The following is a 24319-nucleotide window of genomic DNA, read 5'->3' on the forward strand; positions in this document are numbered from 1 at the left end:
TCCAATACAAACAATAACCACCTCGGAAGCAGGCTGCCGATCAGCTTTCATAAACTGCCGGTTTTAACACTCCGATGTAAGGCAGATTGCGATAGCGCTCAGCATAATCAAGTCCGTAACCCACTACAAACGCGTCAGGAACTTCGAAGCCTACAAAGTCTGCTTTGATGTCCGCTTTTCTTCCGCTTGGTTTATCCAAAAGGGTAACAATCTTTATTGATTTTGCTTTACGGTATCGGAAGAGCTCTACTAGATAACTTAAGGTTAACCCACTGTCGATAATATCTTCAATAATTAAGATGTCCCGGCCCTCTACAGATGTATCCAAATCTTTAATGATTTTTACTTCTCCAGAAGAAACCGTAGAATTTCCGTAGCTTGATACATCCATGAAATCCATTTCCAAATATGTATCAATATGCTTGATAAGATCCGCCATAAAAGGAAGTGCCCCTTTTAACACACCGATTGCCAACGGAAACGTATCTTGATACTCGCTCGTTAATTCTGCGCCTAACTCTTTTACTTTCTCTTGTATCTCTTCCTCTGAGATCAGTACTTTCTCGATATCATGTTTCATCATGACTTTGCTTGCCCCCTACACTTTTCATGCTGTCTATATTGTAATACAATGCGGTCGCTGTTTGGAATCACAAGATCTTCAAAAATTGATTTTTTCAAGCCCGGTATCCAGATAATTTCACCGCTTGCGTCCGTTACAATCGGCCAGTTGTCTCTTTCTCGGAGAGGCAGTTTCTTATCAATAAATATATCCTTTACCTTTTTCGAGCCATTCATCCCTTTTAGTTTGATCCGGTCTCCAGCTTTTCTCGTCCGAATCGTTAAGGGAAATCGCACTTTTTTTTCACTTGTAATAAAAACAGCATTCCCATGTTCTTCAGGCGAATCCGCACAATGCTTTGCCTCTATCAGAAATCCATTTGGAAGCACTGCCGTTTCATCAGCAGCTCCGCTTATCTGGTATTCAAAGGGAACATTTTTGCACTGCCATTGTTCAAATGTAAACAAACATGTCTGATATGATTTGACCACCTTCAGCCCTTTCGGAAAGTCTAATACTCCTGAAGGACCGCTCTTTTCCACCCAATCAAGAAACTGCTGAATGTGATGAGCTGAAAAGGATGATGGAACGTTTTCATAAAGATAGTTTAATATTAGTTGAACTCCTCTTCTTTGTAAAGGCATCGGGAGGGCAAGCAATTGAGAGGAATTGATTTCAACTGATGTATTAGACTGGCTTGTGATTACTTTATTCATTTCATCTTTCGTTAATGACTGTAAGAATTGCTCATCTTCCGTCAGTGCCTCACTCACTTTCTGAAACCTTTTATGCACATCCGGCGACTCCTGTTTCAAGAACGGGAGCACTGTTTTTCTGAATCTGTTTCTTGTGTAGTCATCTGTGGCGTTGCTTGCATCCGTCCGGTAGCTCAAGCTGTTTTCACGGCAGTAATGAAGGATCTCTTCCTTTGTAATGGTTAAGAACGGCCTGATGATCCGCCCCGTCCCAAAACGTCTGGCCGGTTGCATTCCCGCAAGTCCAGCGCCAAGCGTGCCCTGGGCCAGTTTCATAAGCATCGTTTCAATTTGGTCATCACCATGATGCGCAAGTGCCAGATAGTCCGCTTGATGCTTCAACATGATGTCCTCAAAAAACTGATAGCGGCAATCACGCGCCGCAGCCTGCTTATTAAGCCCTTTTTCCCGCGCATATGCGGTTACATTGATTTGAGCCGTTTCGCACGCGAGCTGTTCAGCTTTACAATAAGCTTGAACAAAACGCATGTCTTCCTCAGATTCTGCGCCCCTGAACCGATGGTCGACATGAGCTGCTATAATTTTTGCTGAACGGCCGCATAACGTATGCAGTACGTGAAGAAGAGCCATTGAGTCCGGACCGCCGGAAACGCCTACAATGATTGTCGCCCCTTTTAACGTAAGATTGTGTTTGTTTAAAAAATCTTTGACACTTTTCACACTGTCCTCCTCACAATGAGCAGGTTTTTTAAAGATATTCATATCCTATCACTTTCAATCCTTCCAAGCAAAGAAGAAGCATAGGCTTTGCAGTTTGTGCCATTCAGATTAAGAAAAAGATAATATAGGCGAAGTAAAGCGCCAAAACGCTGATCACGATAAGCGTTGTTTCAAATAATCCCCCCGACTTAACCGGCTTCTGTTTAGGAGTATATCGCGTCTTCGTTACTCTTCCTTGGCGCGGTTTTTGCTGTCCTTGACTTGGGGCAGGCTGCGGCGACGCTTTTACAGCTTGTTTTCTCTGTACTGCTTTTTGCCCCGCATCGAGCATATCCTTCTTCATTTCATCTGCGGTTTGATAATCACCGTTTAATGCTGAAAAAAGCACTTTTTTATACTTTTTCAGCAGAGGGTGCCCTTCGATTAGAGACCTAAGCTGTTCCTTGGGCTGGTTTGTTTTCTTGAATTCTTTTTTATGCACACTGTTGATCATAATCATGGCAACTGCAAACAAATCGTAGGATGGTTCTGCTTTTCTTGTTCCATACCCCCAATACCCTCTGTCGTAAAACTCGGTATACTCTTTTATCGCCCGGCCTTCCTTTGTTGTGCCGCCTACATCAATGCAGCGGATTCTTGCGGGCGGACCGGTTACGATCAGATTATCAGGTTTAAGATCGCCGAATATCCATCCTTGCTGGTGAAGCACCGATAAGCTGGATAACAATTGAATCATTAATACCGGTATCCATTCCGCTCCTTTATCACTGACATAATTCAATAGCAGCGGGCCTTTTATGTATTCCATTGCATAAAACGAAACTTTCATATTGGCACTGGGGATATAGGTATCATCCGTATCAAAAAAAGAAGGCCCCATCGTAACGGACTGGGCCTTTGAGAAAGATTTTAAGACATTCACTTCAGAAGTAATAGACAAGCTGTCATCGCTCACCTTTAAGGCAACATGTCCATCTGATGCTTCTGCCAAATACACAATTCCATTGGCCCCTTTTCCAAGCTGTTTACGCAATGTATAAGTGTTTCCGTTCCACTTGCCTTTGATTGTTGTACCCGGCTTAAGATTACATGCCAAACTCGTCAAAGCGTCGTTCATCATCTGCCAGCATGCTCCTTCTTGAGCGGATTTTTTCAAATTGCTGCGTCGCTTCCCGTATCGCCGGACCTGTCGGCGTATTGCCGCCTGTCGAAAGCTTTGCAAAGAGTGTGGAGAGAGATTGCAGCTTTGGTGTCCAGTTCAGCACAAGCTCGGCCTCTTGTTTTTTCCCGGGAAATATACACATCGCAAATTCGTTATTCCCGATTCGGGAATTGAGGCTGACAGACAAATCAATCAGCGCCTCTTTTACTGTAGGAAGCTTAGGCGTCATACTTGCGCTTGTATCAACAAGAACCAAAACCTGAAGATGCACCGTTTCTCCAAGCTCGTCTACCACTTCCATGACTTCGCCGCGTTTTTCGGGAGAAAGCTCCTCCATTTCCACATTCTTTCCGAGAATTTGTTTCAGCTCTTGATTGACTACACCTTGTAAGGTTTGCGTCATTGCTTTTTTTGTTACCATTTGAACGGTTTGTGAAAGCTGAGATGCATAAACGACCTGATGTACGCCGCCTCCGGCAAGCGCAATCCCTTCGACTTCCTTCATAGCCTCAGGGTCAATTTGGTTTTCTTCCATTATACCTATGACATTTACCGTGATCCCCTGCTCTTTAGCAAAAGCAGCCATTGCAAGCGGGTCTTCCCCATGGTTCGAGCAGCCATCCGTTATCAGCAAAATTTGATTTAAATGTCCGTTATTCACATTCATTCCTCCTGGAGAATACGAGGATTCTCAGATTCATATATTCCCATCTTCGCCAGAAGAAATTTGATTTATACGGAAGCGTTATGAAATTTCTTGTTTGCTTTGAAAGATGGCCGGAACAGGAATGGATGCCCACTTCGGTGTATTGTGGTCAATCCGGACGACAACAACTGTCATATCATCCTCAATTTGGCCGGATCTCGTGCGGATGACTTCCTCCATGAGTAAATCGGCAATCTCCTGCGGATCATTTGTTTTTAGCCCCTTCATTTTGCGTTTCATCCATAAATCGTGATTTTCTACATGCTTAGGGCCCTCAAAAATGCCGTCACTCATCATAATCAAGAGATCACCCGCTTTCAACTGCTCACTCACAACCTCCACATCGAATTCATTAATAATACCGATTGGCAGATTGCTCGCTTGCACTTTCATTACCTGGTCGCCCCGTTTGATAAAGCTAGGCGTCGATCCGACCTTCAAAAATTTACAGCTGGCATCTTGAAGATCGATAATAGAAAGGTCAAGCGTGGAATATATCTCGTCAGTGGTCCTCAAGGACAGGATGCTGTTGATCGTTTTAATTGCTATTTTTTCATCAATGCCGGATTCAAGGATTTTCTCAAGTAGCTTAATCGTTTCATTGCTTTCGAAGTGCGCCCTTGCGCCATTGCCCATTCCGTCACTGATTGCCGCCGCATATTTTCTGGCTCCTAGCTCCATCATGCTGTAGCTGTCGCCGGAGACAAGACCGCCGCCCTTCGCAGCGTGAGCCGCTCCTGTAGACACCCTGAATGACTTTGTTGATCCAAAGGCGACATGACTGTATCCATTCGGATGCGGAGAGTGCTGTTCGGCTTTCACAAGTATTTGTTCTTCCAGAATGTCAGAAAGCATAGGAGCAATGATTTTTTCACTTTCTCCATGTCCGCTGAAAGGAATGGTCATTTCGATATCGATATTCCCTTGTTCAAGACTATATATCTCCACATGCTGAATTTCGATTCCAAAATGCTGAAGCGCCTCTATGATTTGCTCTTCCTGCAGAAAGTGCTGTTCCCGCTCTCTTTTTATTTCCCGAGAAAAGTCTGCCATGACCTCAGAAACACCTAAAAGCTGTTCAGCTACAAGGCGCCTGCTGTCCTGCACTTTTTTCTTAAGCGTCAAATGGGCATGATGATAAGCGAGTTCATCCTCAATCAGCTCTTCAACCTGCTTTGATTTAGAGCAATACTGATGAAACTCTTTTTTCAGCCTTCGGTTTGCCGCATATTCTTTTTCTTCTGTTTCAAGCATAACTTGTTTCATTAAGTCATATGTTTTATCAAAGTTCTGTACCCAGCACCTGTTTTTCTTGTAGCACGTTTGACAGGAATGCTCCGTGATCTTGCTTAAAAACAAATCAACTTCGCTGTCATCTGTCTGTTCGTCAGATGCTTGGTAAAAGGTCGCAAAGCTTTCGGACAGCGCGTGGAATACATTAGAGAATTGGTCCACCTTTTGAGCAGTGACATCTCTGATTTTCCTGGCATATTGCTGTTGCTCTTGAAGATGCTCCACCGTTCCCGGAATATATCTCGCCACTTTCTTTGTAATCGATTGAGGTGTAAGCAAAAACAGGCCAACTGCAATTAATGACTCGTAGAGCGTTGTCATCAGGCCGGCAGAGCCTTCACCATATAATGAAATAAGAAGTGATCCAACAATCAGCCCGATTGCTGCGCCCGCTTTTTTCCCTTCCTTCAGCAATCCGCCTAATAAACCGGAGAAAGCAAGCAGACTCATTTGATAGAGGTTTCCAATATTCGCCAATCCAAGAATCAGACCGGTCACGACACCAACAGTGCAGCCAATGCTTGCTCCGCCAATAAAGGAAAAACTCAATACAACATAACGAGCCAGTATATGTTCTGCCTGCATCCCTTGATAGGACAAGCCGGCAAGCCCTGTCAAAACAGAAGCAATAAGGATCATGAAACAAATAATTTCTTCTATCTTCAATGATTGTTTCACTTTTTTTACGGTGAAAACCGGGAGGCTCTGAAGGAAGATCAGCGTCAATATAAAGGATAGTCCAGCTTCAACGACAGCCATCACATAATCATAGGTTGTAAATGCGCCATTTTGAGCGTAAACGAAACCGGCTCTTGCTGCAGTCATGGAGAAAAACACGACGATCGGGAGTGCTTTCACGCGATCGTCGGTGATGAAGGAGGCTACTTTAGAAAATACGAAGAATGCCAGCAATGCTGCTAGTATGAGCAATGAGTGCTTCGGAGAAATGGTCAGCGCACCTGCAAGCACAGCCAGCACCGCATAAAGCGCCTTGTCTCTTCTGATAAGAAGCATCGCTCCAAAGAAAGGAAGTGCGAAAGGAAGCACCTCGGATAATATGAAAGCCCGTCCAAGCAAAAATCCGATGACGACATAAATGAATCCTTTATAGAAAAACAGTGAATGCAAATGATGGGTCACCAGCTTCGTGCCCCTGTTAAAAAAAGATTGGAGTTTCTCCAAGGCTTGTCCCATCATTGGCCCGTTCACTCTTCTTTCTGCTTTTTCCATTCCTCTCATCTCCCACCTGTTATATTCGTTGCCTGTCATTATAGCGAAAGCACAGATAGGATTTTGTCAAAAGAAGGTAACAATACCAAAGAAATCTTCGACGGTTTCTGCCTTGATATTCGTTTATCAAAAGAATTTCTGGAATGTTGTCTAAAAATGAAAAAAATCGGCTTCTGCAAGAGAAACCGATTTTTTAGGATGACCCGTACGGGATTCGAACCCGTGTTACCGCCGTGAAAGGGCGGTGTCTTAACCGCTTGACCAACGGGCCAAACAAATATGGTAGCGGCGGAGGGGATCGAACCCCCGACCTCACGGGTATGAACCGTACGCTCTAGCCAGCTGAGCTACACCGCCATAATGTTTGGTGCTTCTAAGCACAAGTTATATAATACAAAGGTTTGTCCTTTTCGTCAACAGAAACTTTAATGTTATAATTTTCTGACTCTTATAGCGGGTGAGGATCATAAAAAAAGCATCCGCCGGGATGAACGGATGCTTCATTTTATTTAATAGAAAGCAGCAAGTTATCCTCTTCTTGCTCCGCGCCCTCCACGTTTTGATTCCGTATTGCGTTTTAAAGATGACAAGCGATCTTCGCTGTCTTTTAAAAACTTATTCATTTTCTGTTCAAAAGATTCTTTCGGACGGAAATCATTTCTAGGTCTGGCTTGCGGACGGTCTTTAGCTTTTTTAATAGATAAACCAATTTTCCCGTCTTTTTCAACGTTGATGACTTTCACTTCAACTTGGTCGCCGACTTTTAAGTGATCGTTAATGTCTTTGACATAGTTATCAGCTACCTCACTGATGTGAACGAGACCGGTTGAGCCTCCAGGCAATTCAACAAATGCTCCAAAATTTGTAATACCTGTAATTTTCCCTTGCAACTTGCTGCCAACTTCAATCGACATAAAAAAAGTGCTCCTCCTTAGGCTTATAAAAAGATCGTTTGCTTAATTATACCTAAATAAAAATTTAAGTGTCAACAAGGCTACTTGCTCTTCTTCTCCACATTGAAGATAATTTCTCCGTCTCCAGACATGAATAAGTCTCTTCTGGCAAGCTCTGTGACGTAATCCTCATCCTTCAATTTGGATATTTCTTCTTTTAAATTTACTTGTTTTGTCTTTAAACTTTTTAGTTCTTTTTCAAGCTGTTCTTTCTTTTCTTCTTTTGCGCTAAGGGAAGATGTTTGGGACCACAAAGAGCTTGCCAGCACAATTGCCGTCAGGAACACTAGGGCGCCGAATACAGTCAACCGTCTGTACAGCCCTTTGCGTCTTCTTTTCTTCAGCTGGTTCTGCCGCTCTACTTGTTCTTTATAGTCGTTTTGTATTTCAGTTATCGTTCGTTCTCTGGAAAAATTCAAATCAGACGGTCCTCCTTTCATCTCTTCAAAAAACGTGTAATGGTCGTTCTTATGGTTACCAATAGTTTCTTCTTCTTTTTGAGAAATCCTGCACCTTTTTCAAAATAACGTCTAAAAGTTAGACGCATCTTTACAGGAAGAAGTTTCAAACATTGTTTTGCGATAAAACGGATCGGAAAACACAGAACCATGACTGTTTTGTATAGACACGACAAGAGAAAAAAGATTAAGCGGTATATTTTCTTTAAAAAAGATGCCGCTAGCCAGATAATCGCTCCGCATGTCCACACCACAGGACGAAATAACACGTGCTGAATGAGTTTTTTGAAGAATTGATAAACAGAAACAACAAGGTAAATGACGAATTTCAGTATTTTTATATAGATTCGTTTGCAAAGGCTCTGATACGTCGCAAACCCCAGCAGAACCGCTAAAAAGATGTATTGCCTGAATTCTCCCTCATTTACATGTAGCAAGACATAAAAGAAAAGCAGCCCTTGCACAATCCAGAAAAGTATATCATGAATAAATAATAGCCATCTGGCTGTTTTGGCACGAATGACAAAGAGCCGGTATGTATCAAGCGATGCCCCAAGCCAGAGGCCCATACCGGACATCGCCAGCATTGTATAGAATTGTGTCGTTAGCGTCATTTAAACAACTTGCTAAAAAACCCTTTAGCTTTATCCCCTTGTTGTTCGTCTAAGTACACTAAATCAAATACCCTGCCTTTAATAGAAACAATCCCTTTTTCAACATCTAAATTTTTCATCTGGAGGTTTTCGCCTCTAACTGAGAGCATTCCCATCACCGTTTCCAGCAGGAATTCTTCATTATCAAAGCTCTCCACATGCTTCACTCCAGAAATATCCAAATGCTTCCGGCCTTTCATTGTCACATCATGTTGTTCCGGAACAGACGAAGAATCTTTTTGATCATAATATGAATTCATCTATTCAGCCCCCATATCCTCGATACTTTTAGCATTATTACTGCATTGTATGAGGCGGGGGATTTTTTTAGAACAAGCCTATTCGCCGAGTTTTTCTTCCTTTAGGATTGTATACATGTTTGCAGCTTCTTCTTTTTTCGTCGTGTCTTTTAACTCATTTACTTGAACCGTTACAAGCTTTTGACCAAAGCGGACCGTTAACTCATCTCCCGGTTTTACGTCAGAGCTTGCTTTGGCCTGGTTTCCATTAATAGCGATCCGTCCCTGGTCAGCTACTTCCTTTGCTAGCGTACGTCGCTTAATCAGCCGTGATACTTTTAGAAATTTATCTAATCTCATATTTACGATCTCCTCTCAGTTTCTTTTGCTTTATTCCACAGTTTGTCCATGTCCTCAAGAGACATATCAGACAGCTCGATACCCTTTCCCTTCGCTGTTTCCTCAATATACGAGAACCGTCTCCGGAATTTGTCATTGGTCATGGCCAGCGCTTCCTCCGGTTCTATTTTGTAAAAGCGGGCTACATTCACAAGTGCAAACAAAATGTCACCAAACTCAGCCTTGAGATTCTGTTCATGAGGATCTTCAGAAACCTCAGAAGAAAATTCCTTCATTTCCTCATTTACCTTTTCCCAAATATCACTGACGTCTTCCCAATCAAAACCAACCTTTGCTGCTCTTTTCTGCAGTTTAGCAGCTTTCGAAAGAGCTGGTAGGGTTTTCGGCACGCTGTCTAATAACGATGCTTCGGATGTGTTTTTTTCGGCTTTTTTTATGTCTTCCCAATTTGCCAAAACATCATTTTCATCCTGAACCTTAACATCTTTAAACACATGGGGATGTCTTCGGACCATTTTTTCACTGATCCCTTTTATGACATCATCAATTGTGAAATAACCTTCATCTTCACCAATTTGCGCGTGAAGTAAGACTTGAAGCAAAACGTCGCCAAGCTCTTCGATCATATGGTCTGTGTCTTCTTCGTCAATTGCTTCGAGAAGTTCATAACACTCTTCAATCATGTATTGTTTTAATGACTGATGCGTCTGCTTTTTATCCCACGGACATCCATTAGGCCCCCGAAGCTCTCTGATAATGCCTCGGAACGCGGAGAATTCGTGATAAAGCAGCTTCTCTTCTTTAATCGGCGGAATATAAACACTTGTTAAGTTATTCAAGGCGACATTACGGTCCAGCTCAAATAAAGGCACTGTCTGGATCCTCTCGTCACGGCTCCCAGCCGCAGTCACGATCACAACCTCATAATCATCAGGCAGCTTCTCCATCAATGTCAGCTTGACTTCAGAAGCGGTCATTTGGTCGTAAACCTGACAAATAATCAGGTGATGCTTGAGCTCAAGCTCATCTGCAGACAACGTGCCGGCATCCACAAATTGAAAACCTTCAATTGGATCGATTTGCAAGGCATTGAATGTGGCATCAAGAAAGCTTTGTCCACCCGCGACTTTCACTTGAACATTTTCCTCTTCCTGCCGCTCTGTCAGCAGCTGCACTGTTTTTTCTGCGACAAAAGGGTGTCCCGGTACAGCATAAACCACGTCCTCACGCTGCGCCTCCTCAAAGAGGATGTCTGCAATTTCCTCATATACCGCATCGAACTGGTCATGTTTCTCATATATATCGTCAAAAAAACGGATGTTCTTCGTTTCTTTTTCAAGCTCCTTAATTAAAGGGTGATCCTTGGTTCTGACATACAGCGTATCTGCCTTCGTCAGCAGTCTATGTATACCAATTGTCAATTGGTCCATGTCTCCGGCACCAAGCCCGACGACTGTAATATTACCCGGCATTTTGTTCTCTCCTTCTTATGATTTTGCTTAACTTGCTGCCAAAAGGCACACTGTTCAGCTCTTCATCTGTAAATATTCCCAATTTCATCATACAATAAATAAACACCATGCCACCAATGGCAACAGCAGAAAGACTCTCAATCACAGCCGCTCCTCTGCCTGCTGCAGGAATCAAGAAAGTCCAGAGACGCATATACGCAAGCAAGACAGCCGACATCAAAAGGGCAGATCCAATGAGCGGAATTAAAATGCCACTGAGCTTATCGAGCCATTCTTTTTGCCGAAGCTGATACAAGTTAAGGCCGGCGACAGCCGCAAAGGAAACCGCTGTTGCAAGTGATGCACCTTCAATCCCATAGTGCGGAACCAAAAGAGTGTTTAACACCCATTTCACTGCAACGCCTGTGCCTACCGCTATCGCAGGAAAAACTGTGTATCCCGCACCCTGCAAAACGGCAGCTGCTGTAACTGCCAAGGATGCAAACAATATAGAGCAGCTGAATACCTGTAACGCAGCTGTCCCTTCTCCATTTTGAAACAGCATGATATTGACCGGCTCAAGAATGCAGATCAATCCAGCCGAGGCCCCTGTGCCCAGGACAAGACATAGTTTTAAAGAAGATGTTACTTTTTCTTTCATGATCTTCAACTCTTTGTTCTTTACGGCCTTAGAAATATAAGGAACGAGTGACGTCGCAATACTTACCGCGAAAACTGAACCGAGCTGCAGCAAGGGCTGTCCCCGGTCATATATCCCCTTTAAGCGTTTCGCTTCTTCGCTTGCCTCACCATCCGAGAGCAGAGCATATAAATTCAAAGCATCAACAAGCTGGATAAACAAAAGAAGCAAACTGCTCACACAAATTGTAACCGAATATAAAAGCAGTTTTTTCGTCAATTCTTTTGTAGTTATGACATTTTCTTTTTGCCTTTCCGTTTGGTTGTCTCTTTTCATTTTGAACCAAAAAAATCCGAGTATGATCAACGCAACGAAACTTCCGGCAAGAGACCCGGAAGCGGCTGACGCCCCTGCGGTATAGAGTGAAGCCCCCTTTTTTACGAGCCAAAATGATAAGCCCAAGAGTACCACAATCCGCAGGAACTGCTCTGTCATCTGCGATAAGGCTGACGGGAGCATATCTTGCCGCCCTTGAAAACCGCCTCTAAGCAACGCGACAGGAGGGAACAGCAGAAATGCAAACGCAGTCACTTGAATTAACACGGCAAGATGTGAGTCTCCCATAAAAAGTGCGATTGGAACAGCACCCATATATAAGCAAAGAAATAATAAAACACCGATAACAGACAAAAACAACGCTGATATTTTCAATATGGTGTGATGGCTTTTTTCACTAAAATCATTCATCAGTTTTGAAATAATGACCGGAAATCCTGATGTGGACAGCATGACCGCAATACCAAGAAAGGGATATACCTGCTGATATATATAAAATCCAACATCGCCGACAATGTTTTGAAACGGGACTCTGTAAACGGCGCTTAGTATTTTTGAGATGACGCCTGCAAGAATTAAAACAAAAGTCCCCTGCCAAATCCAATGCCGTTTAACGCCTATTGAATCGTCCATCCAAAAGCTCCTTCCCAACGTCAGGGGCAATACGGTTCACGTATTACCGCGGCACAAATAAAAACGAGGTTATTATACCATATCCAACCCTTGGAATCCTTTTTGGGCATGCATGAAAAAGAACAGCTTCCCAAGGAGAGCTGTTCTTTTCAAACCTATTTTCGATAAAAGGAATAAGACCTACTGTTCCATTTGACGAGCCAAAAATCCAGCTGCTGTCTCAACGGCTTTATGCTCTACTTCGCCCATTGTCTGGTCCTTTGAAAAAATCACCACGGCGCCTATCGGATCGCCATTCGCCACAATCGGGCCGACAGTATATGAATTCATATCCTCATCTATACCATTAACAAGCTGTACTGATTTTGCATCACTCTCAAGCATGGAACTCCGCTGATCCATTGTGCTTTCCAGCACTTCGCTGATCGACTTGTTTAAGTAATCTTTTTTCGAGCTGCCCGACACGGCAATATATACATCACGGTCACAAATCAGCACTGAATGGCCGAGACTGTCATAAAGCGCGTCTGCATACTCCTTTGCAAAGTCTCCAAGCTCACTAATCGGAGAGTACTTTTTCAAAATCACTTCTCCGTCACGATCTACAAAAATCTCAAGCGGATCGCCTTCCCTGATTCTCAGAGTTCTGCGAATTTCTTTAGGAATGACGACCCGACCTAAGTCATCAATACGACGTACGATACCGGTTGCTTTCATCTCTGGTGCCTCTCTTTCATTTGATGGTATATACATGTGGGAAAGACCTAAAGCAGTTACTTTATGCACCTTCCGCCTCGCTTGAGATTAGTATCCGTCACATCAAATGTAATATACACCAGAGAGTAACAAAATTTACGTGGATGAAATGGTTTGCTTTTTCACACCTTTTAAGCCCTTCAGCATACCCAGCACGGTTTCGAGCCATTCATCGGCACTGCGGCCTTTAGTCTGTATGGAGATTTTGAGTTTTTTGCCTTCCATTCCCAGTCCGATTTGTCTGCCATATTTATTGCCGAGCTCAAACAGCTTCTGTCCGTCAATTTCTGCACTTGCTTCTTCAGAAATCGTCAATCTGACCGCATCTTTATCCTGCTTAATCAACTCAACACGTTCGTGTTTCGCATAAACCTTCATTTCCGCAACAGTAAACAAGTATTCGACCTCTTTTGGATAGTTTCCGAACCGGTCAATCATTTCGTCTTGAAGTTCATTCTTCTCTTCGATTGTAGCCACAGACCTGAAGCGTTTATACATATCAATTTTCTGCTTCCCGTCTTGAATGTAACTTTCAGGAATATACGCATCAAGTTCGACATCAATTTCTGTTTCAAACTGCACCGTCTTCGCTGCATCTCCTTTACGCTCTTCAATGGCCTCCTTCAGCATTTGTGAATAGAGGTCAAATCCGACCGAATCGATGAAGCCGTGCTGCTGGGCGCCAAGAAGATTCCCGGCTCCGCGAATTGTCAAGTCACGCATTGCAATTTTAAAACCGGAACCAAGCTCTGTGAACTCTTTAATAGCCTGCAGCCTTTTTTCAGCCACTTCTGTCAGCACTTTATCCCGGCGGTACGTGAAGTACGCATACGCCACACGGTTAGAACGGCCGACGCGTCCCCGCAGCTGATAAAGCTGAGAAAGACCCATCTTGTCTGCGTCATATACGATCAGCGTATTAACGTTCGGGATGTCTACGCCGGTTTCAATTATGGTTGTGCTGACGAGAACGTCTGATTCTCCCTCAAGGAAATTCAGCATAACGGTTTCTAGTTCGTTTTCTGTCATTTTCCCGTGCGCATACGCCACCTTCGCATCAGGGACAAGCATTGAGATCTCATCCGCTTTCCGCTCAATATCCTCTACCCGGTTGTACAAGAAATAGACCTGTCCTCCGCGTGCAAGCTCACGTTCGATCGCCTCTCTGACAAGGGCACCGTTGTATTCCACAACATATGTCTGTACAGGGAAGCGGTTTTCCGGCGGTGTCTCGATGACTGAAAGATCCCTTACGCCAAGCATAGACATATGCAGCGTACGCGGAATCGGCGTTGCTGTTAATGTTAATACATCAACATTGGCTTTGATCTGTTTGATCTTTTCTTTATGCGTTACACCGAAACGCTGCTCTTCATCAATGATGAGGAGCCCTAAGTCTTTATACACGACATCTTTTGATAGCAGCCGGTGCGTCCCGATAACGATATCTACAGTGCCATTTTTCAATCCTTTGATTGTTTCGTTTGCTTCTTTTCTCGTTCTGAATCTGCTGAGAAGGCCAATATTAATCGGATAATCCTGGAAGCGTTCAGTAATGGTTTCATAGTGCTGCTGTGCCAAAATCGTTGTTGGAACGAGCAGAGCTACCTGTTTTCCGTCCCCGATGGCCTTAAACGCAGCACGTATGGCAACTTCTGTTTTTCCGTAACCTACATCTCCGCACAGCAAACGGTCCATCGGACGTTCTCTTTCCATGTCCTTTTTGATTTCATGAATGGAACGGAGCTGATCCTCAGTCTCTTGATAAGGGAACGCTGATTCGAATTCACGCTGCATCTCATGGTCAGGAGAAAACGCATAGCCCTTGCTCGCTTCCCTTTCGGCATACAGCTTAATTAAATCATCAGCAATATCCTGAACGGATGTTTCTACTTTTTTCTTGACCCGTTTCCATTCGCTTCCGCCTAATTTATACAGCTTGGGCTCTTTTCCTTCAGAGCCGACATATTTTTGCACCTGGTCAATTTGTTCAACAGGGACGTAAAGCTTGTCGCTTCCCTGGTAATGTATATTCAAATAGTCTTTATGGATTCCATTGATTTCAAGGGTTTCGATCCCTAAGTACTTTCCGATTCCGTGATTAATATGAACGACATAATCACCGATTTGAAGCTCGGAATAGCTCTTAATGCGCTCAGCATTGGTAAGCTTCTGTTTTCGAGGCTTCTTTTTCACACGGTTTTTGAACAGTTCTTCTTCCGTAATAACAGCAAGCTTCATTAATGGCAGCTCAAACCCCGATTGTAGCTCACCTTCCATGATATAGACCTGTCCCTGAACAAGTGCTTTTTTGCTGTCTGTCATAGCGGCTTCGATATCATAATCAGCCAGAACAGATGATAATTTCTGTGTACGTTCCTTGTTAGCTCCTAAGAATACAACGGTGAAGTTGGATTTTTTAAAACGCTCCATTTCACCCGCGAGTACGTTCATTTGGCCATGGAAACTCTGCATTTGCCTGCTTGATACATTGACGATATTCTGCGGACTCGTATGCTGTACGTGCCGCAAAAATAAGGAATAGTAAAGCAGAGGCCGTTTTTGCCCAGCTACTATTTTATGGAAGTTGAATGACAAACTGATATCATGCAGAATTTTCCCTTCCTCAAGAAGGTTTGTAATGAACTCCGCTTCTTCTTTTTGAAGCTGCTCTTCCATCTCATGAATCCTGCTGACTTCATCCAAAATCAGAAGTGTGTTATCAGGTGTATAATCTAGCAAACTAGCAGGCTTTTCATAGAAATATGAGAGATACTTCACCAGCTCCTGATCTGTCTGGCCTTCAGACAGGCGTTCTTTATCGTGAGAAATATTCGCATGAAGAATTTCTTTTTGCTTGTCGACCTTTAATTTTTTCAGGCTTGCGGCAAGACCTTTATCGATTTTCTCCAATGCCCGCACTTTCTCTTCAGGTCTGATAATCAATTCCTTGGCAGGACCAATATTGATTGAGGTAAGGGTCTCAATTGACCGCTGATCATCTGAATTAAAGCTGCGGATTGAATCCACTTCGGTGTCAAAAAGTTCAATTCTTACCGGATGCTCTGAAGTCAGCGGGTAAATGTCAATAATCCCTCCGCGAATACTGAATTCTCCGGGTGCCGATACCATATCAGAGCGCTCATATCCTACCTCTACCAGCCGTGATGCAAGCTGATCAGGTTCGATGTCATGGCCCACTTGAATGAGCATTTGGCTGTTTTTCCAGACCTCTACAGGCGGCAACATTCTTCTAAGTGCAGCTACAGGAGCAACGACAATTGGCGCATCACCATTCGTTAATCTATTAATGACATCTAATCGCTGTGCCCGCAATTCAGGGCTTGCGATTGCGATTTCTGATGAAATGAGTTCATTGACAGGGTACAAAAGGACAGACCGATTCTCTAGAAGTGAAGTCAGATCATCCGTTACTTTCTGAGCTTGATACAAGTTATGAGTGATTAGAAAGATAGGCTTATTCGTTTCATTAGCCAGGGCAGCAGTAAAAACAGAACGCGCGGAACCCGACAGACCCGCGAGCAGCTGTTCCTTCAGCCCCTCTTGTAAACCGTTGATGATGGATTTAAAGTCATCGCTTTCTTTAATAAAGGTTTGAATGTTGTCCATATGGCCCCTCCTCTCTATTTCCTGTGAGAACAGAAAAACGCTTTGGTCTAGTGTCTACACCAAAGCTTTTTATTGAATAAATGTGTGATGTTCGTGGTAATGCGGATTTCGGTCAAGCGCCTCTTGGCAATCTTCACAGATCGTCGAAACATGGACATCTCCATTTTCTTTATAAGAAATCATATCGTTTCTTTCCTCGTTTGTTAAGTGCTGAAATCCAAGTGAGTCAGTCGATACCAAGGAAGATTCGAGACAGCCTACTTTCACTCCGCAATGACGACAATAATAATGCAAAGCCATACAAGGGACCTCCTGATGAAAAACTCATTTTGGTGTAGTATGGGCTTTGTTCATTCATTTTATACCTTTGCGTTAAATTCATTCATGACTTCTAAAAACGGTTTGCTCAGAGAAGCTTCACAAGCCTTCACGGACTTACCGATCGCTCCATCAATGTCGGGTGCCTCCTCCTTGGTGAAGGAGCCTAACACATAATCAACGACCTTCATGCCGTTTACAGGCCGGCCGATTCCGATGCGGATGCGGTCAAACTCGGATGTTCCAAGATGCTGAATCAGTGATTTGATGCCATTGTGCCCACCGGCGCTTCCTTTTGTTCTTAAACGGATCTTGCCAGTCGGAAGATCCAGGTCATCGTATATGACTGTCAAATCTTCGTTATCGACATCATAATAGTCCATTAAAGGCCGCAAACATTCTCCTGATAAATTCATATATGTAAGCGGTTTAACAAGTAGAACCTTTTTGCCGGAAACAAATCCGGTTCCATATAATCCGTTAAATTTATTTTGATTCAGCTCAATATTCCATTCCTTTGCAAGCTGATCTATCACCATAAACCCGACATTATGCCGTGTATTTTCATAATTCTTCCCCGGGTTTCCGAGACCGGCTATCACAAGCATGGCGTATCCTCCCTTAGTCACATAAACTCCCGTCTGCATAAGCGGGCTATAATTCTTCTCATTCTAGCACAAAAGACGTAACCGCGGGAGGGTTACGCCTTAAGCTATTATTGTTCTTTGTTTTCACCTTCAGGCTGAGCATCGGCAGATTCCTCTTCATCTATCTCAGCTGTTTCCTGCTGCTGCGGAGGAAGAATAGAAGCCACGACCTCATCTGATTCATGATTAAAGGAGTAGTCAGCGCCAGCAGGCAATTCCGCAATAGTCAGCACTTCATTTACATCGAGGTTTGAAATATCAGCCTCAATCGTTTGCGGAATGGCTTTTGGCTTAGCCTTTACAGTGAGTGTATATAACGGCTGCTGCAACACTCCTCCGTTTTTCACTCCAATGGCTTCTCCAGTCAGGTGAATCGGAACTTCTACCTCAATGTCTTCTCTCATATTGACCACTTGAAAGTCAGCATGAGTGATTTCATTTTTCAGCGGGTCCGTTTGCAGATCTGTTACCATGACAGAATGTTTTTCTCCGCTGACGTCAAGCGTGATGACTGCATTTTTACCTTCGTCCCTCAACGTTTTGATCAGCTCCACACTGTCTAATGATACAGGTTTGTTCCCCGTGTCTTTCCCATATATGATACCTGGAACATGTCCTGAAGTACGGATATTCCGAAGAGACGAACGAGTAAAGTCCGTTCTTTCTTTTGCCGTTAACGTTGCCATATTCAGCACCATCCTATTATCGTTTTATTGTCCTATTACAAACAATACCCATAACGATAAGGAATTAAACCTCAAAAAATCGGTTTAGCTGAACAGATAGCTAACTGATTGCTGCTCATGAACGCGAATAATCGCTTCAGCCAAAAGCGGTCCGACTGAAAGCTGCTTAAACCGTTCAATTTTCTTTTCTTCAGGAAGCTTGATGCTGTTTGTCACAACAAGCTCTTTAATTGTTGAATTATTAATCCGTTCAACAGCTGGGCCTGATAGTACAGGGTGTGTACAGCATGCATATACTTCTTTCGCTCCGTTTTCAACGAGCGCATTAGCAGCAAGTGTAATGGTACCTGCAGTATCAATGATGTCATCAATAAGGATAGCGGTCTTCCCTTCGATATTCCCTACAATATTCATGACTTCCGCCACGTTTGGACGCGGACGGCGTTTATCGATAATCGCAATCGGTGCTTTTAGTCGGTCAGCCAGTTTGCGGGCGCGTGTCACACCGCCGTGATCTGGGGAAACAATGACGATATCTTCAAGGTTTTTGCCTTCAAAATATTCTCCTAAAATCGGAACACCCATTAAGTGGTCAATCGGTATATCAAAGAATCCTTGAATTTGCGGCGCATGCAGGTCAAGTGCAATCACACGAGTCGCACCGGCTGTTTCAAGCAGATTAGCAAAAAGTTTTGCTGTGATTGGCTCACGGGATCTTGCTTTTCTGTCTTGACGTGCATAACCGTAATAAGGAATTACAATGTTAATTGTTTTTGCAGAAGCGCGTTTTAACGCATCTACCATAATCAAGAGTTCCATAATATGCTCGTTAACGGGGTCACTTGTAGACTGGATGATATAACAATCACATCCGCGAATACTTTCTTCGATATTAATTTGGACTTCCCCGTCACTAAATCTTGTGACAGAACATTTCCCTAATTGAACTCCAACTATATCTGCGATTTCTTTTGCAAGCTCTGGATTCGAATTCAAAGAAAAAATCTTTAAATTCTTATCTCCGTATTGATTAGACATGGATAAACCTCCGAATTTTAGGATTATTTTTTATGAATATTTTTCACATAATCGTCTTTATTTACTTGTCTCGCTCTAGCAATGGCAAGCGCTTTTCCAGGTACATCTTCAGTAACAGTTGAACCTGCTGCAACATAAGCGCCCTCTCCGACTGTGACAGGGGCAACCAAGTTGGAATTACAGCCGATAAAGGCGCCATCTTCAATTTTCGTCAAATATTTATTCTTTCCATCATAATTGACAGTTATTGAACCACAGCCCAAGTTTACGTCTATGCCTACCTCAGCATCACCGACATAGCTTAAATGAGAAGCCTTGCTTCGGTCTCCGAATTGAGTCTTTTTGATTTCAACAAAGTTTCCGATCTTCACTTCATTCCCAATGGTAGAATCAGGTCTGATGTGAGCAAAAGGTCCTATGTTTACATCATTCCCCACTTTACTGTGATTGACTACCGATTGTTTAATAACCGTACGGCTGCCAATGGAACTATCCATAATCTCCGTATGAGGTCCGATAATCGTATCTTCTCCAATTTGCACCTCACCTTTAATCATAGTTCCGGGGTAAATTACAGTATCGCTTCCGATGACAGCGTCAGGTGAAATATAAGTATTCATTGGGTCAATCAGCGTTACGCCATTTTGCATATGCCGTTTATTAATACGCTCTTTCATAAATTGTTCTGCCTGAGAAAGAGCAACTCTATCATTAACTCCGAGCGTCTCTTGGAAATTATCAGTCTGGTAAGCGGCAACAGTTTCGCCTTCGTTTTTAAGAATCTCTATGACATCCGGCAAATAATACTCACCTTGAGCATTGTCATTAGACACCTGATCAATGGCCCGGAATAACGCTTCATTGTCAAAGCAATACGTACCAGTATTGATCTCGGTCACAAGACGTTCTTCCTCAGAGGCGTCCTTGTGCTCAACGATTTTTTGAACTGCTCCGTTTTCGCCGCGAATAATACGGCCGTATCCGGTTGGATCTTCTGCAACCGCAGTTAAAATCGTCGCTTTCGCTTCTCTTTGTGTATGTTCTTTCAGCATCTGTTCCATTGTATCTGCTGTTAAAAGCGGCGTATCTCCGCAAATGACAATCGTGACGCCTTTTTCGTCAGCAAGAAATGGCTGTGCCTGTTTTACAGCATGAGCAGTGCCAAGCTGTTCTGCTTGAAGCGCGTACTCGCTTTTATCACCAAGCTGCTTTTTCACTTCTTCCGCACCATGTCCGACAATCGTGACAAGCTTTGATAAAGATAACTTTAAGGCTTCGTCCACGACGTGCTCAACCATAGGCTTACCGCAAACTGGATGAAGGACTTTATAAAGCTTTGATTTCATTCTCGTTCCTTGTCCAGCAGCTAAAACAACTGCAAACCGCTTATCCATTTATTGGCCTCCAATATCCCTTTTATCCATAGAAAAATATATCCTAAATATCTTCTGATTTCAAGGAGACTTGATGAAGTGCAAGAATTTTCTATTGAGTACAATTAAGTTTGAAAAATCAGAAATAAAAAAGGACCGCCGGCAAAAGGCTTTTGTCAGCCCTTTCAGCAGTCCTTGCTTTTTGGTTATTTTTTAAGAAGCTCCAGCTTCTTCGAATTCTAATGCTTCAGTGTCACCCAGACGATGATACTCATTTAACACGGCATCTTGAATCTTACCTCGCGTGCTTGAATTAATAGGATGAGCAATATCGCGGAACTCTCCATCAGGGGTGCGTTTACTCGGCATCGCAACGAAAAGACCATTGTTTCCATCGATCACACGAATATCATGAACAACAAATTCGTGATCCAGCGTGATGGATGCAATCGCTCTCATGCGACCATCGGTATTCACGCGGCGTAATCTTACGTCAGTAACTTCCACAGTAGTTCACCACCTTTTCCCTATATAAAAGCATTAGTGTATCAATTCCACGATTTTTTCTGAAATCCTGCATGTTTTTAAAATATTTTTTGAAAAAATAGGATATAGTTACACAATTAGGTCATGAAGCTTTCTTTTCGGGCATAAGGTAAATAAAAAAGTGATTCCGGCTCACCCAGAATCACTTTTCTTCTTATTATTTTACCAATGCAATAACTTCGATCTCGACCAGTGCGTCCTTCGGAAGTCTCGCAACTTCAACACAAGATCTCGCCGGTTTGTGAGTGTCAAAATATTGTCCGTACACTTCGTTCACGTCCGCAAACTGTTCCATATCCGCGATAAATACAGTTGCTTTTACAACTGTTTCTAAAGAAGCACCCGCTTCTTCCAGCACCGCTTTTAAGTTGCTGAACACTTGATGAGTCTGCTCCTTAATATCACCGTTCACCATTTCGCCTGAAGGAGTCAAAGGAATTTGGCCTGAGCTGTAAAACATATTGTTTACGATAATCCCTTGTGAGTAAGGCCCGATTGCCGCTGGGGCATGTTTTGTGTGGACTGCTTTTGTCATGATTCCGTCTCTCCATTCTTTAAAAGATTGTCTTTAAAAAAACGCAGAAAATTACCATTCTGAATTTCAATGGACTTCTCTTTCATGTTGATGGTTGAAAGAGTAAGCAGTGACATATATTCATCAACAAGACGTTCATTTACTCCTTCGGCTTCAACCAAGACGCCGATCCCCGATACATTTGCGTTAAACTCATCCAACAGGTTAATCATACCATTAATAGTACCGCCTGCTTTCATAAAGTCATCTATAATGAGTACGTTTGAACCGGTTTTCATGCTTCTTTTCGCAAGTGACATCGTTTGAATGCGGTTTGAGGAGCCTGAGACGTAATTAATGCTGACTGTGGAGCCCTCTGTTACCTTGTTGTCTTTGCGAACGATGACGACAGGCACATTCAGATAGCTCGCAGCTGCGTACGCCAGAGGGATGCCTTTCGTGGCAACGGTCATGACAACATCAATTTCGCGTTCTGCAAACACTGATGCAAACAGCTTCCCTACCTTGGAGAGTACCGATGGCTTTCCTAAGATATCCGTTAAATATACATAGCCGCCCGGAAGGATACGTTCAGGATTTGCCAGCGACTGTCCAAGTGTCTGCACAAACTCTTCAGCTTCAGCCTGCTTCATTTTCGGAATATATTTGACGCCTCCGGCAGCTCCGGGAACAGTAAGCAAAGTACCGATCCCCTGCTGCTCAAAGGTTTGCTTAATAATTGTTAAATCTTCACTGATCGATGATTTTGCAGATTCATACCGCTCAGAAAAAAAGGTTAGCGGTATTAACTCGTGCGGATGGGTTAACAAATAATTTGTTAAGTCCACCAATCTGCCGCTGCGACGAAACTTCATGAACTTACCCCCAAAATCCGAATATTTTAAGATCAATATAACTTAATATACGGATTTAATCAAGAGCGTTCTGTTCGCCGATCATTCGCACCGCATAAACCTGATCGCAGAAGCCTCTTAATCCGTTATAAATTCTCTGCACCTTCGACTCATACTGAACCAGCCCAAACACTGTCGGGCCGCTCCCGCTCATTAAAACGGCATCTGCACCGAAACGTTTCATCTGGTTTTTTATCATCGCAACTTCTGGATGCATATCAAGCGTAACAGATTCAAGCACATTTCCTAAACGTCTGCACATCTTTTGAAAACTCTTTTCCTCTATAGCCTCAATCATGCCATGTACATCAGGATGCTCTATATCATCCACCTTTAGCTGTCTGTACACTTCAGCAGTTGAAACACCGATTGTCGGCTTCGCTAAAATGACCCAGCAGTGCGGAGGCGTGCTGATGTGTTTAATTTTCTCGCCGCGTCCTGTTGCTAGTGCAGTTCCGCCATAGACACAAAATGAAACGTCGGAGCCAATCTCCGCACCAAGCTCAGCAAGCGTTTCTGCGGAAAGATTTAAATTCCACAGTCTGTTCAACCCTCTAAGGGTCGCCGCTGCATCACTGCTTCCGCCGGCAAGACCGGCTGCCACCGGAATCACCTTCGTAATCATGATGGAAACTCCCTTTTTCACGTTATATCTGTCCTTGATCAGCTTGGCAGCCTGATAAGCTAAGTTTCTTTGGTCATCGGGCACAAAACGGTTGTGGGAGGAAACCCTCACTTCGTCCTCTGCCAGCTCCGTCAATTCAATTCGATCTGCTAAATCAATTGTCGTCATAATCATTTCGACTTCATGATAGCCATCCGGGCGTTTTCGGGTGACGTCAAGTGACAGATTGATCTTGGCTGGCGCTTTTTCTAAAATACGCATAGCTTTCACCTACTTCTCCATCTAAACATAAGTATGAACATTGTATCACATTTGAAGTGCAGGATGAACATATCCATATTGCAGCCAATTATGTATTTATATCCAACACAAAAACCGGGGAACAGTACGTCCCCCGGGTCACATCCTTATCGGTTATTCTGGTTCTGAGCCATTTGCTGTTCGGCGATTTCAATAGCGCGCTTTACCATGTTACCGGCATCGCGGGCCCGAATTTCGCCCCAGCCGCCATTTTTGACTGTGTCATAAAAACCAAGGTCTTTAGCCAGCTCATATTTAAACTCATCTGACATAACTCCACGACGTCTGCCCAAACGAAACAACCCCTTTTTTTAGAAGTGATAGCCATTCGTGCACGTCACGATAATATGTGACTGTTTTATCTTTTGTTAAATCAGATGGAACTCTCATTAAAATTACTGGAAACCAAAAAAGGGCAAAACAAAAAGCAGTAAACAAAAGGTTCACTGCCCGTTAAAATGCCACTGAGCTTGCGGCGTCATCATTAAATGTCAGCTCAACAGTCTCAGTCAAAATATCAGCATAACTGTATGAAACTCTTTCAAACGAGTTCTCGTCTTGATCTAGTTGTATCACAAAAACAGAAGGGTACGTCTCAGCTAAAATGCCCGAGCGCTCAATCGTTTTTCGGCGGCCACCGTTTGCTTTTAACGTCAGCCTCTTACCTAAATTCCCATCAAGCGATCTTTTAATATCGGACAACGTCTTCGCCATTGCATCCACCTCACTACATTTATTGTACAACACGAGCCCATTTTTGTCAAATAAAATTTAAATTATATCAACGTTAATGAGACGTTGTCAATAAAATTATTTTGACAAAATTCTATGATTCCTCAATTATTTTCCGCAAGCTTCGG

The 24319-nt window shown here is 43.2% G+C and carries 25 protein-coding genes and 2 tRNA genes; all 27 read right to left on the reverse strand.

Annotation, left to right across the window (positions count from 1 at the left end; all coding sequences use genetic code 11):
• Window positions 1-40 precede the first annotated feature (40 nt).
• On the reverse strand, window positions 41-583 hold the full coding sequence (gene hpt / locus MOF34_RS06205; RefSeq protein ID WP_019713025.1) for a hypoxanthine phosphoribosyltransferase: 543 nt from the start codon (window positions 581-583) through the stop codon (window positions 41-43).
• Entirely contained in the window at window positions 580-1998 is a 1419-nt protein-coding gene (gene tilS, locus MOF34_RS06210) for a tRNA lysidine(34) synthetase TilS (RefSeq protein WP_019713024.1), read from the reverse strand. The genes hpt and tilS overlap by 4 nt, the downstream gene beginning before the upstream one ends.
• Before the next feature lie 103 nt (window positions 1999-2101).
• Entirely contained in the window at window positions 2102-3118 is a 1017-nt protein-coding gene (gene prkT / locus MOF34_RS06215; protein WP_019713023.1) for a serine/threonine protein kinase PrkT, read from the reverse strand.
• Window positions 3084-3821 carry a vWA domain-containing protein gene (locus MOF34_RS06220; protein WP_268399197.1) on the reverse strand — a complete coding sequence of 246 codons (738 nt, stop codon included), beginning with the start codon at window positions 3819-3821 and terminating at the stop codon, window positions 3084-3086. The genes prkT and MOF34_RS06220 overlap by 35 nt, the downstream gene beginning before the upstream one ends.
• An 84-nt stretch (window positions 3822-3905) precedes the next feature.
• On the reverse strand, window positions 3906-6389 hold the full coding sequence (gene spoIIE, locus MOF34_RS06225) for a stage II sporulation protein E (RefSeq protein ID WP_268399199.1): 2484 nt from the start codon (window positions 6387-6389) through the stop codon (window positions 3906-3908).
• 199 nt (window positions 6390-6588) lie between these two features.
• Window positions 6589-6660, reverse strand: a tRNA-Glu gene (locus MOF34_RS06230).
• Between the two features lie 9 nt (window positions 6661-6669).
• Window positions 6670-6746, reverse strand: a tRNA-Met gene (locus MOF34_RS06235).
• Window positions 6747-6916: 170 nt separating this feature from the next.
• A complete protein-coding gene (locus tag MOF34_RS06240) occupies window positions 6917-7303 on the reverse strand; it encodes a S1 domain-containing RNA-binding protein (RefSeq protein WP_003218379.1) in 387 nt (128 codons plus the stop codon).
• 80 nt (window positions 7304-7383) lie between these two features.
• Window positions 7384-7761 carry a cell division protein DivIC gene (divIC, locus tag MOF34_RS06245; RefSeq protein ID WP_268399201.1) on the reverse strand — a complete coding sequence of 126 codons (378 nt, stop codon included), beginning with the start codon at window positions 7759-7761 and terminating at the stop codon, window positions 7384-7386.
• Between the two features lie 17 nt (window positions 7762-7778).
• Complete coding sequence (gene yabQ, locus MOF34_RS06250; RefSeq protein WP_268399202.1) at window positions 7779-8414, reverse strand: spore cortex biosynthesis protein YabQ; 636 nt, start codon at window positions 8412-8414, stop codon at window positions 7779-7781.
• Window positions 8411-8713 carry a sporulation protein YabP gene (gene yabP, locus MOF34_RS06255; protein ID WP_268399203.1) on the reverse strand — a complete coding sequence of 101 codons (303 nt, stop codon included), beginning with the start codon at window positions 8711-8713 and terminating at the stop codon, window positions 8411-8413. The genes yabQ and yabP overlap by 4 nt, the downstream gene beginning before the upstream one ends.
• Window positions 8714-8791: 78 nt before the next feature.
• Entirely contained in the window at window positions 8792-9052 is a 261-nt protein-coding gene (locus MOF34_RS06260; RefSeq protein ID WP_003218370.1) for an RNA-binding S4 domain-containing protein, read from the reverse strand.
• Window positions 9053-9054: 2 nt separating this feature from the next.
• On the reverse strand, window positions 9055-10524 hold the full coding sequence (gene mazG / locus MOF34_RS06265; RefSeq protein WP_268399205.1) for a nucleoside triphosphate pyrophosphohydrolase: 1470 nt from the start codon (window positions 10522-10524) through the stop codon (window positions 9055-9057).
• Window positions 10514-12112, reverse strand: coding sequence for a polysaccharide biosynthesis protein (locus tag MOF34_RS06270; RefSeq protein WP_268399206.1), 1599 nt, complete (start codon window positions 12110-12112; stop codon window positions 10514-10516). Before MOF34_RS06270 ends, mazG begins: the two co-directional genes overlap by 11 nt.
• A 180-nt stretch (window positions 12113-12292) precedes the next feature.
• Complete coding sequence (gene spoVT, locus MOF34_RS06275) at window positions 12293-12829, reverse strand: stage V sporulation protein T (protein WP_268399207.1); 537 nt, start codon at window positions 12827-12829, stop codon at window positions 12293-12295.
• Window positions 12830-12964: 135 nt separating this feature from the next.
• Complete coding sequence (mfd, locus tag MOF34_RS06280; RefSeq protein ID WP_268399209.1) at window positions 12965-16498, reverse strand: transcription-repair coupling factor; 3534 nt, start codon at window positions 16496-16498, stop codon at window positions 12965-12967.
• A 69-nt stretch (window positions 16499-16567) separates the two neighbouring features.
• The gene (fin, locus tag MOF34_RS06285; RefSeq protein WP_268399212.1) at window positions 16568-16798 is read right to left on the reverse strand and encodes an anti-sigma-F factor Fin; all 231 of its coding nucleotides are present in this window, start codon (window positions 16796-16798) and stop codon (window positions 16568-16570) included.
• Between the two features lie 59 nt (window positions 16799-16857).
• Complete coding sequence (gene pth, locus MOF34_RS06290) at window positions 16858-17424, reverse strand: aminoacyl-tRNA hydrolase (protein WP_268399213.1); 567 nt, start codon at window positions 17422-17424, stop codon at window positions 16858-16860.
• 107 nt (window positions 17425-17531) lie between these two features.
• Entirely contained in the window at window positions 17532-18149 is a 618-nt protein-coding gene (locus MOF34_RS06295; RefSeq protein ID WP_268399215.1) for a 50S ribosomal protein L25/general stress protein Ctc, read from the reverse strand.
• Between the two features lie 84 nt (window positions 18150-18233).
• On the reverse strand, window positions 18234-19187 hold the full coding sequence (locus tag MOF34_RS06300) for a ribose-phosphate diphosphokinase (RefSeq protein ID WP_003218353.1): 954 nt from the start codon (window positions 19185-19187) through the stop codon (window positions 18234-18236).
• A 23-nt stretch (window positions 19188-19210) separates the two neighbouring features.
• On the reverse strand, window positions 19211-20581 hold the full coding sequence (gene glmU, locus MOF34_RS06305) for a bifunctional UDP-N-acetylglucosamine diphosphorylase/glucosamine-1-phosphate N-acetyltransferase GlmU (RefSeq protein ID WP_268399216.1): 1371 nt from the start codon (window positions 20579-20581) through the stop codon (window positions 19211-19213).
• 192 nt (window positions 20582-20773) lie between these two features.
• Complete coding sequence (gene spoVG / locus MOF34_RS06310) at window positions 20774-21067, reverse strand: septation regulator SpoVG (RefSeq protein ID WP_003218346.1); 294 nt, start codon at window positions 21065-21067, stop codon at window positions 20774-20776.
• A 196-nt stretch (window positions 21068-21263) separates the two neighbouring features.
• Window positions 21264-21641: a 2-iminobutanoate/2-iminopropanoate deaminase gene (ridA, locus tag MOF34_RS06315; protein WP_019713010.1), complete on the reverse strand. Its 378-nt coding sequence runs from the start codon at window positions 21639-21641 to the stop codon at window positions 21264-21266.
• Window positions 21638-22495, reverse strand: coding sequence for a pur operon repressor (gene purR, locus MOF34_RS06320; RefSeq protein WP_268399218.1), 858 nt, complete (start codon window positions 22493-22495; stop codon window positions 21638-21640). Before purR ends, ridA begins: the two co-directional genes overlap by 4 nt.
• Before the next feature lie 55 nt (window positions 22496-22550).
• Window positions 22551-23420: a 4-(cytidine 5'-diphospho)-2-C-methyl-D-erythritol kinase gene (ispE, locus tag MOF34_RS06325; RefSeq protein ID WP_268399245.1), complete on the reverse strand. Its 870-nt coding sequence runs from the start codon at window positions 23418-23420 to the stop codon at window positions 22551-22553.
• A 146-nt stretch (window positions 23421-23566) separates the two neighbouring features.
• A complete protein-coding gene (locus MOF34_RS06330; protein ID WP_003218333.1) occupies window positions 23567-23752 on the reverse strand; it encodes a small, acid-soluble spore protein, alpha/beta type in 186 nt (61 codons plus the stop codon).
• 160 nt (window positions 23753-23912) lie between these two features.
• Window positions 23913-24173 carry a biofilm formation stimulator Veg gene (veg, locus tag MOF34_RS06335; RefSeq protein WP_003218330.1) on the reverse strand — a complete coding sequence of 87 codons (261 nt, stop codon included), beginning with the start codon at window positions 24171-24173 and terminating at the stop codon, window positions 23913-23915.
• Window positions 24174-24319 lie beyond the last annotated feature (146 nt).

The organism is Bacillus sp. T17B1 (assembly GCF_026796395.1).
Taxonomy (GTDB): domain Bacteria; phylum Bacillota; class Bacilli; order Bacillales; family Bacillaceae; genus Bacillus; species Bacillus spizizenii_A.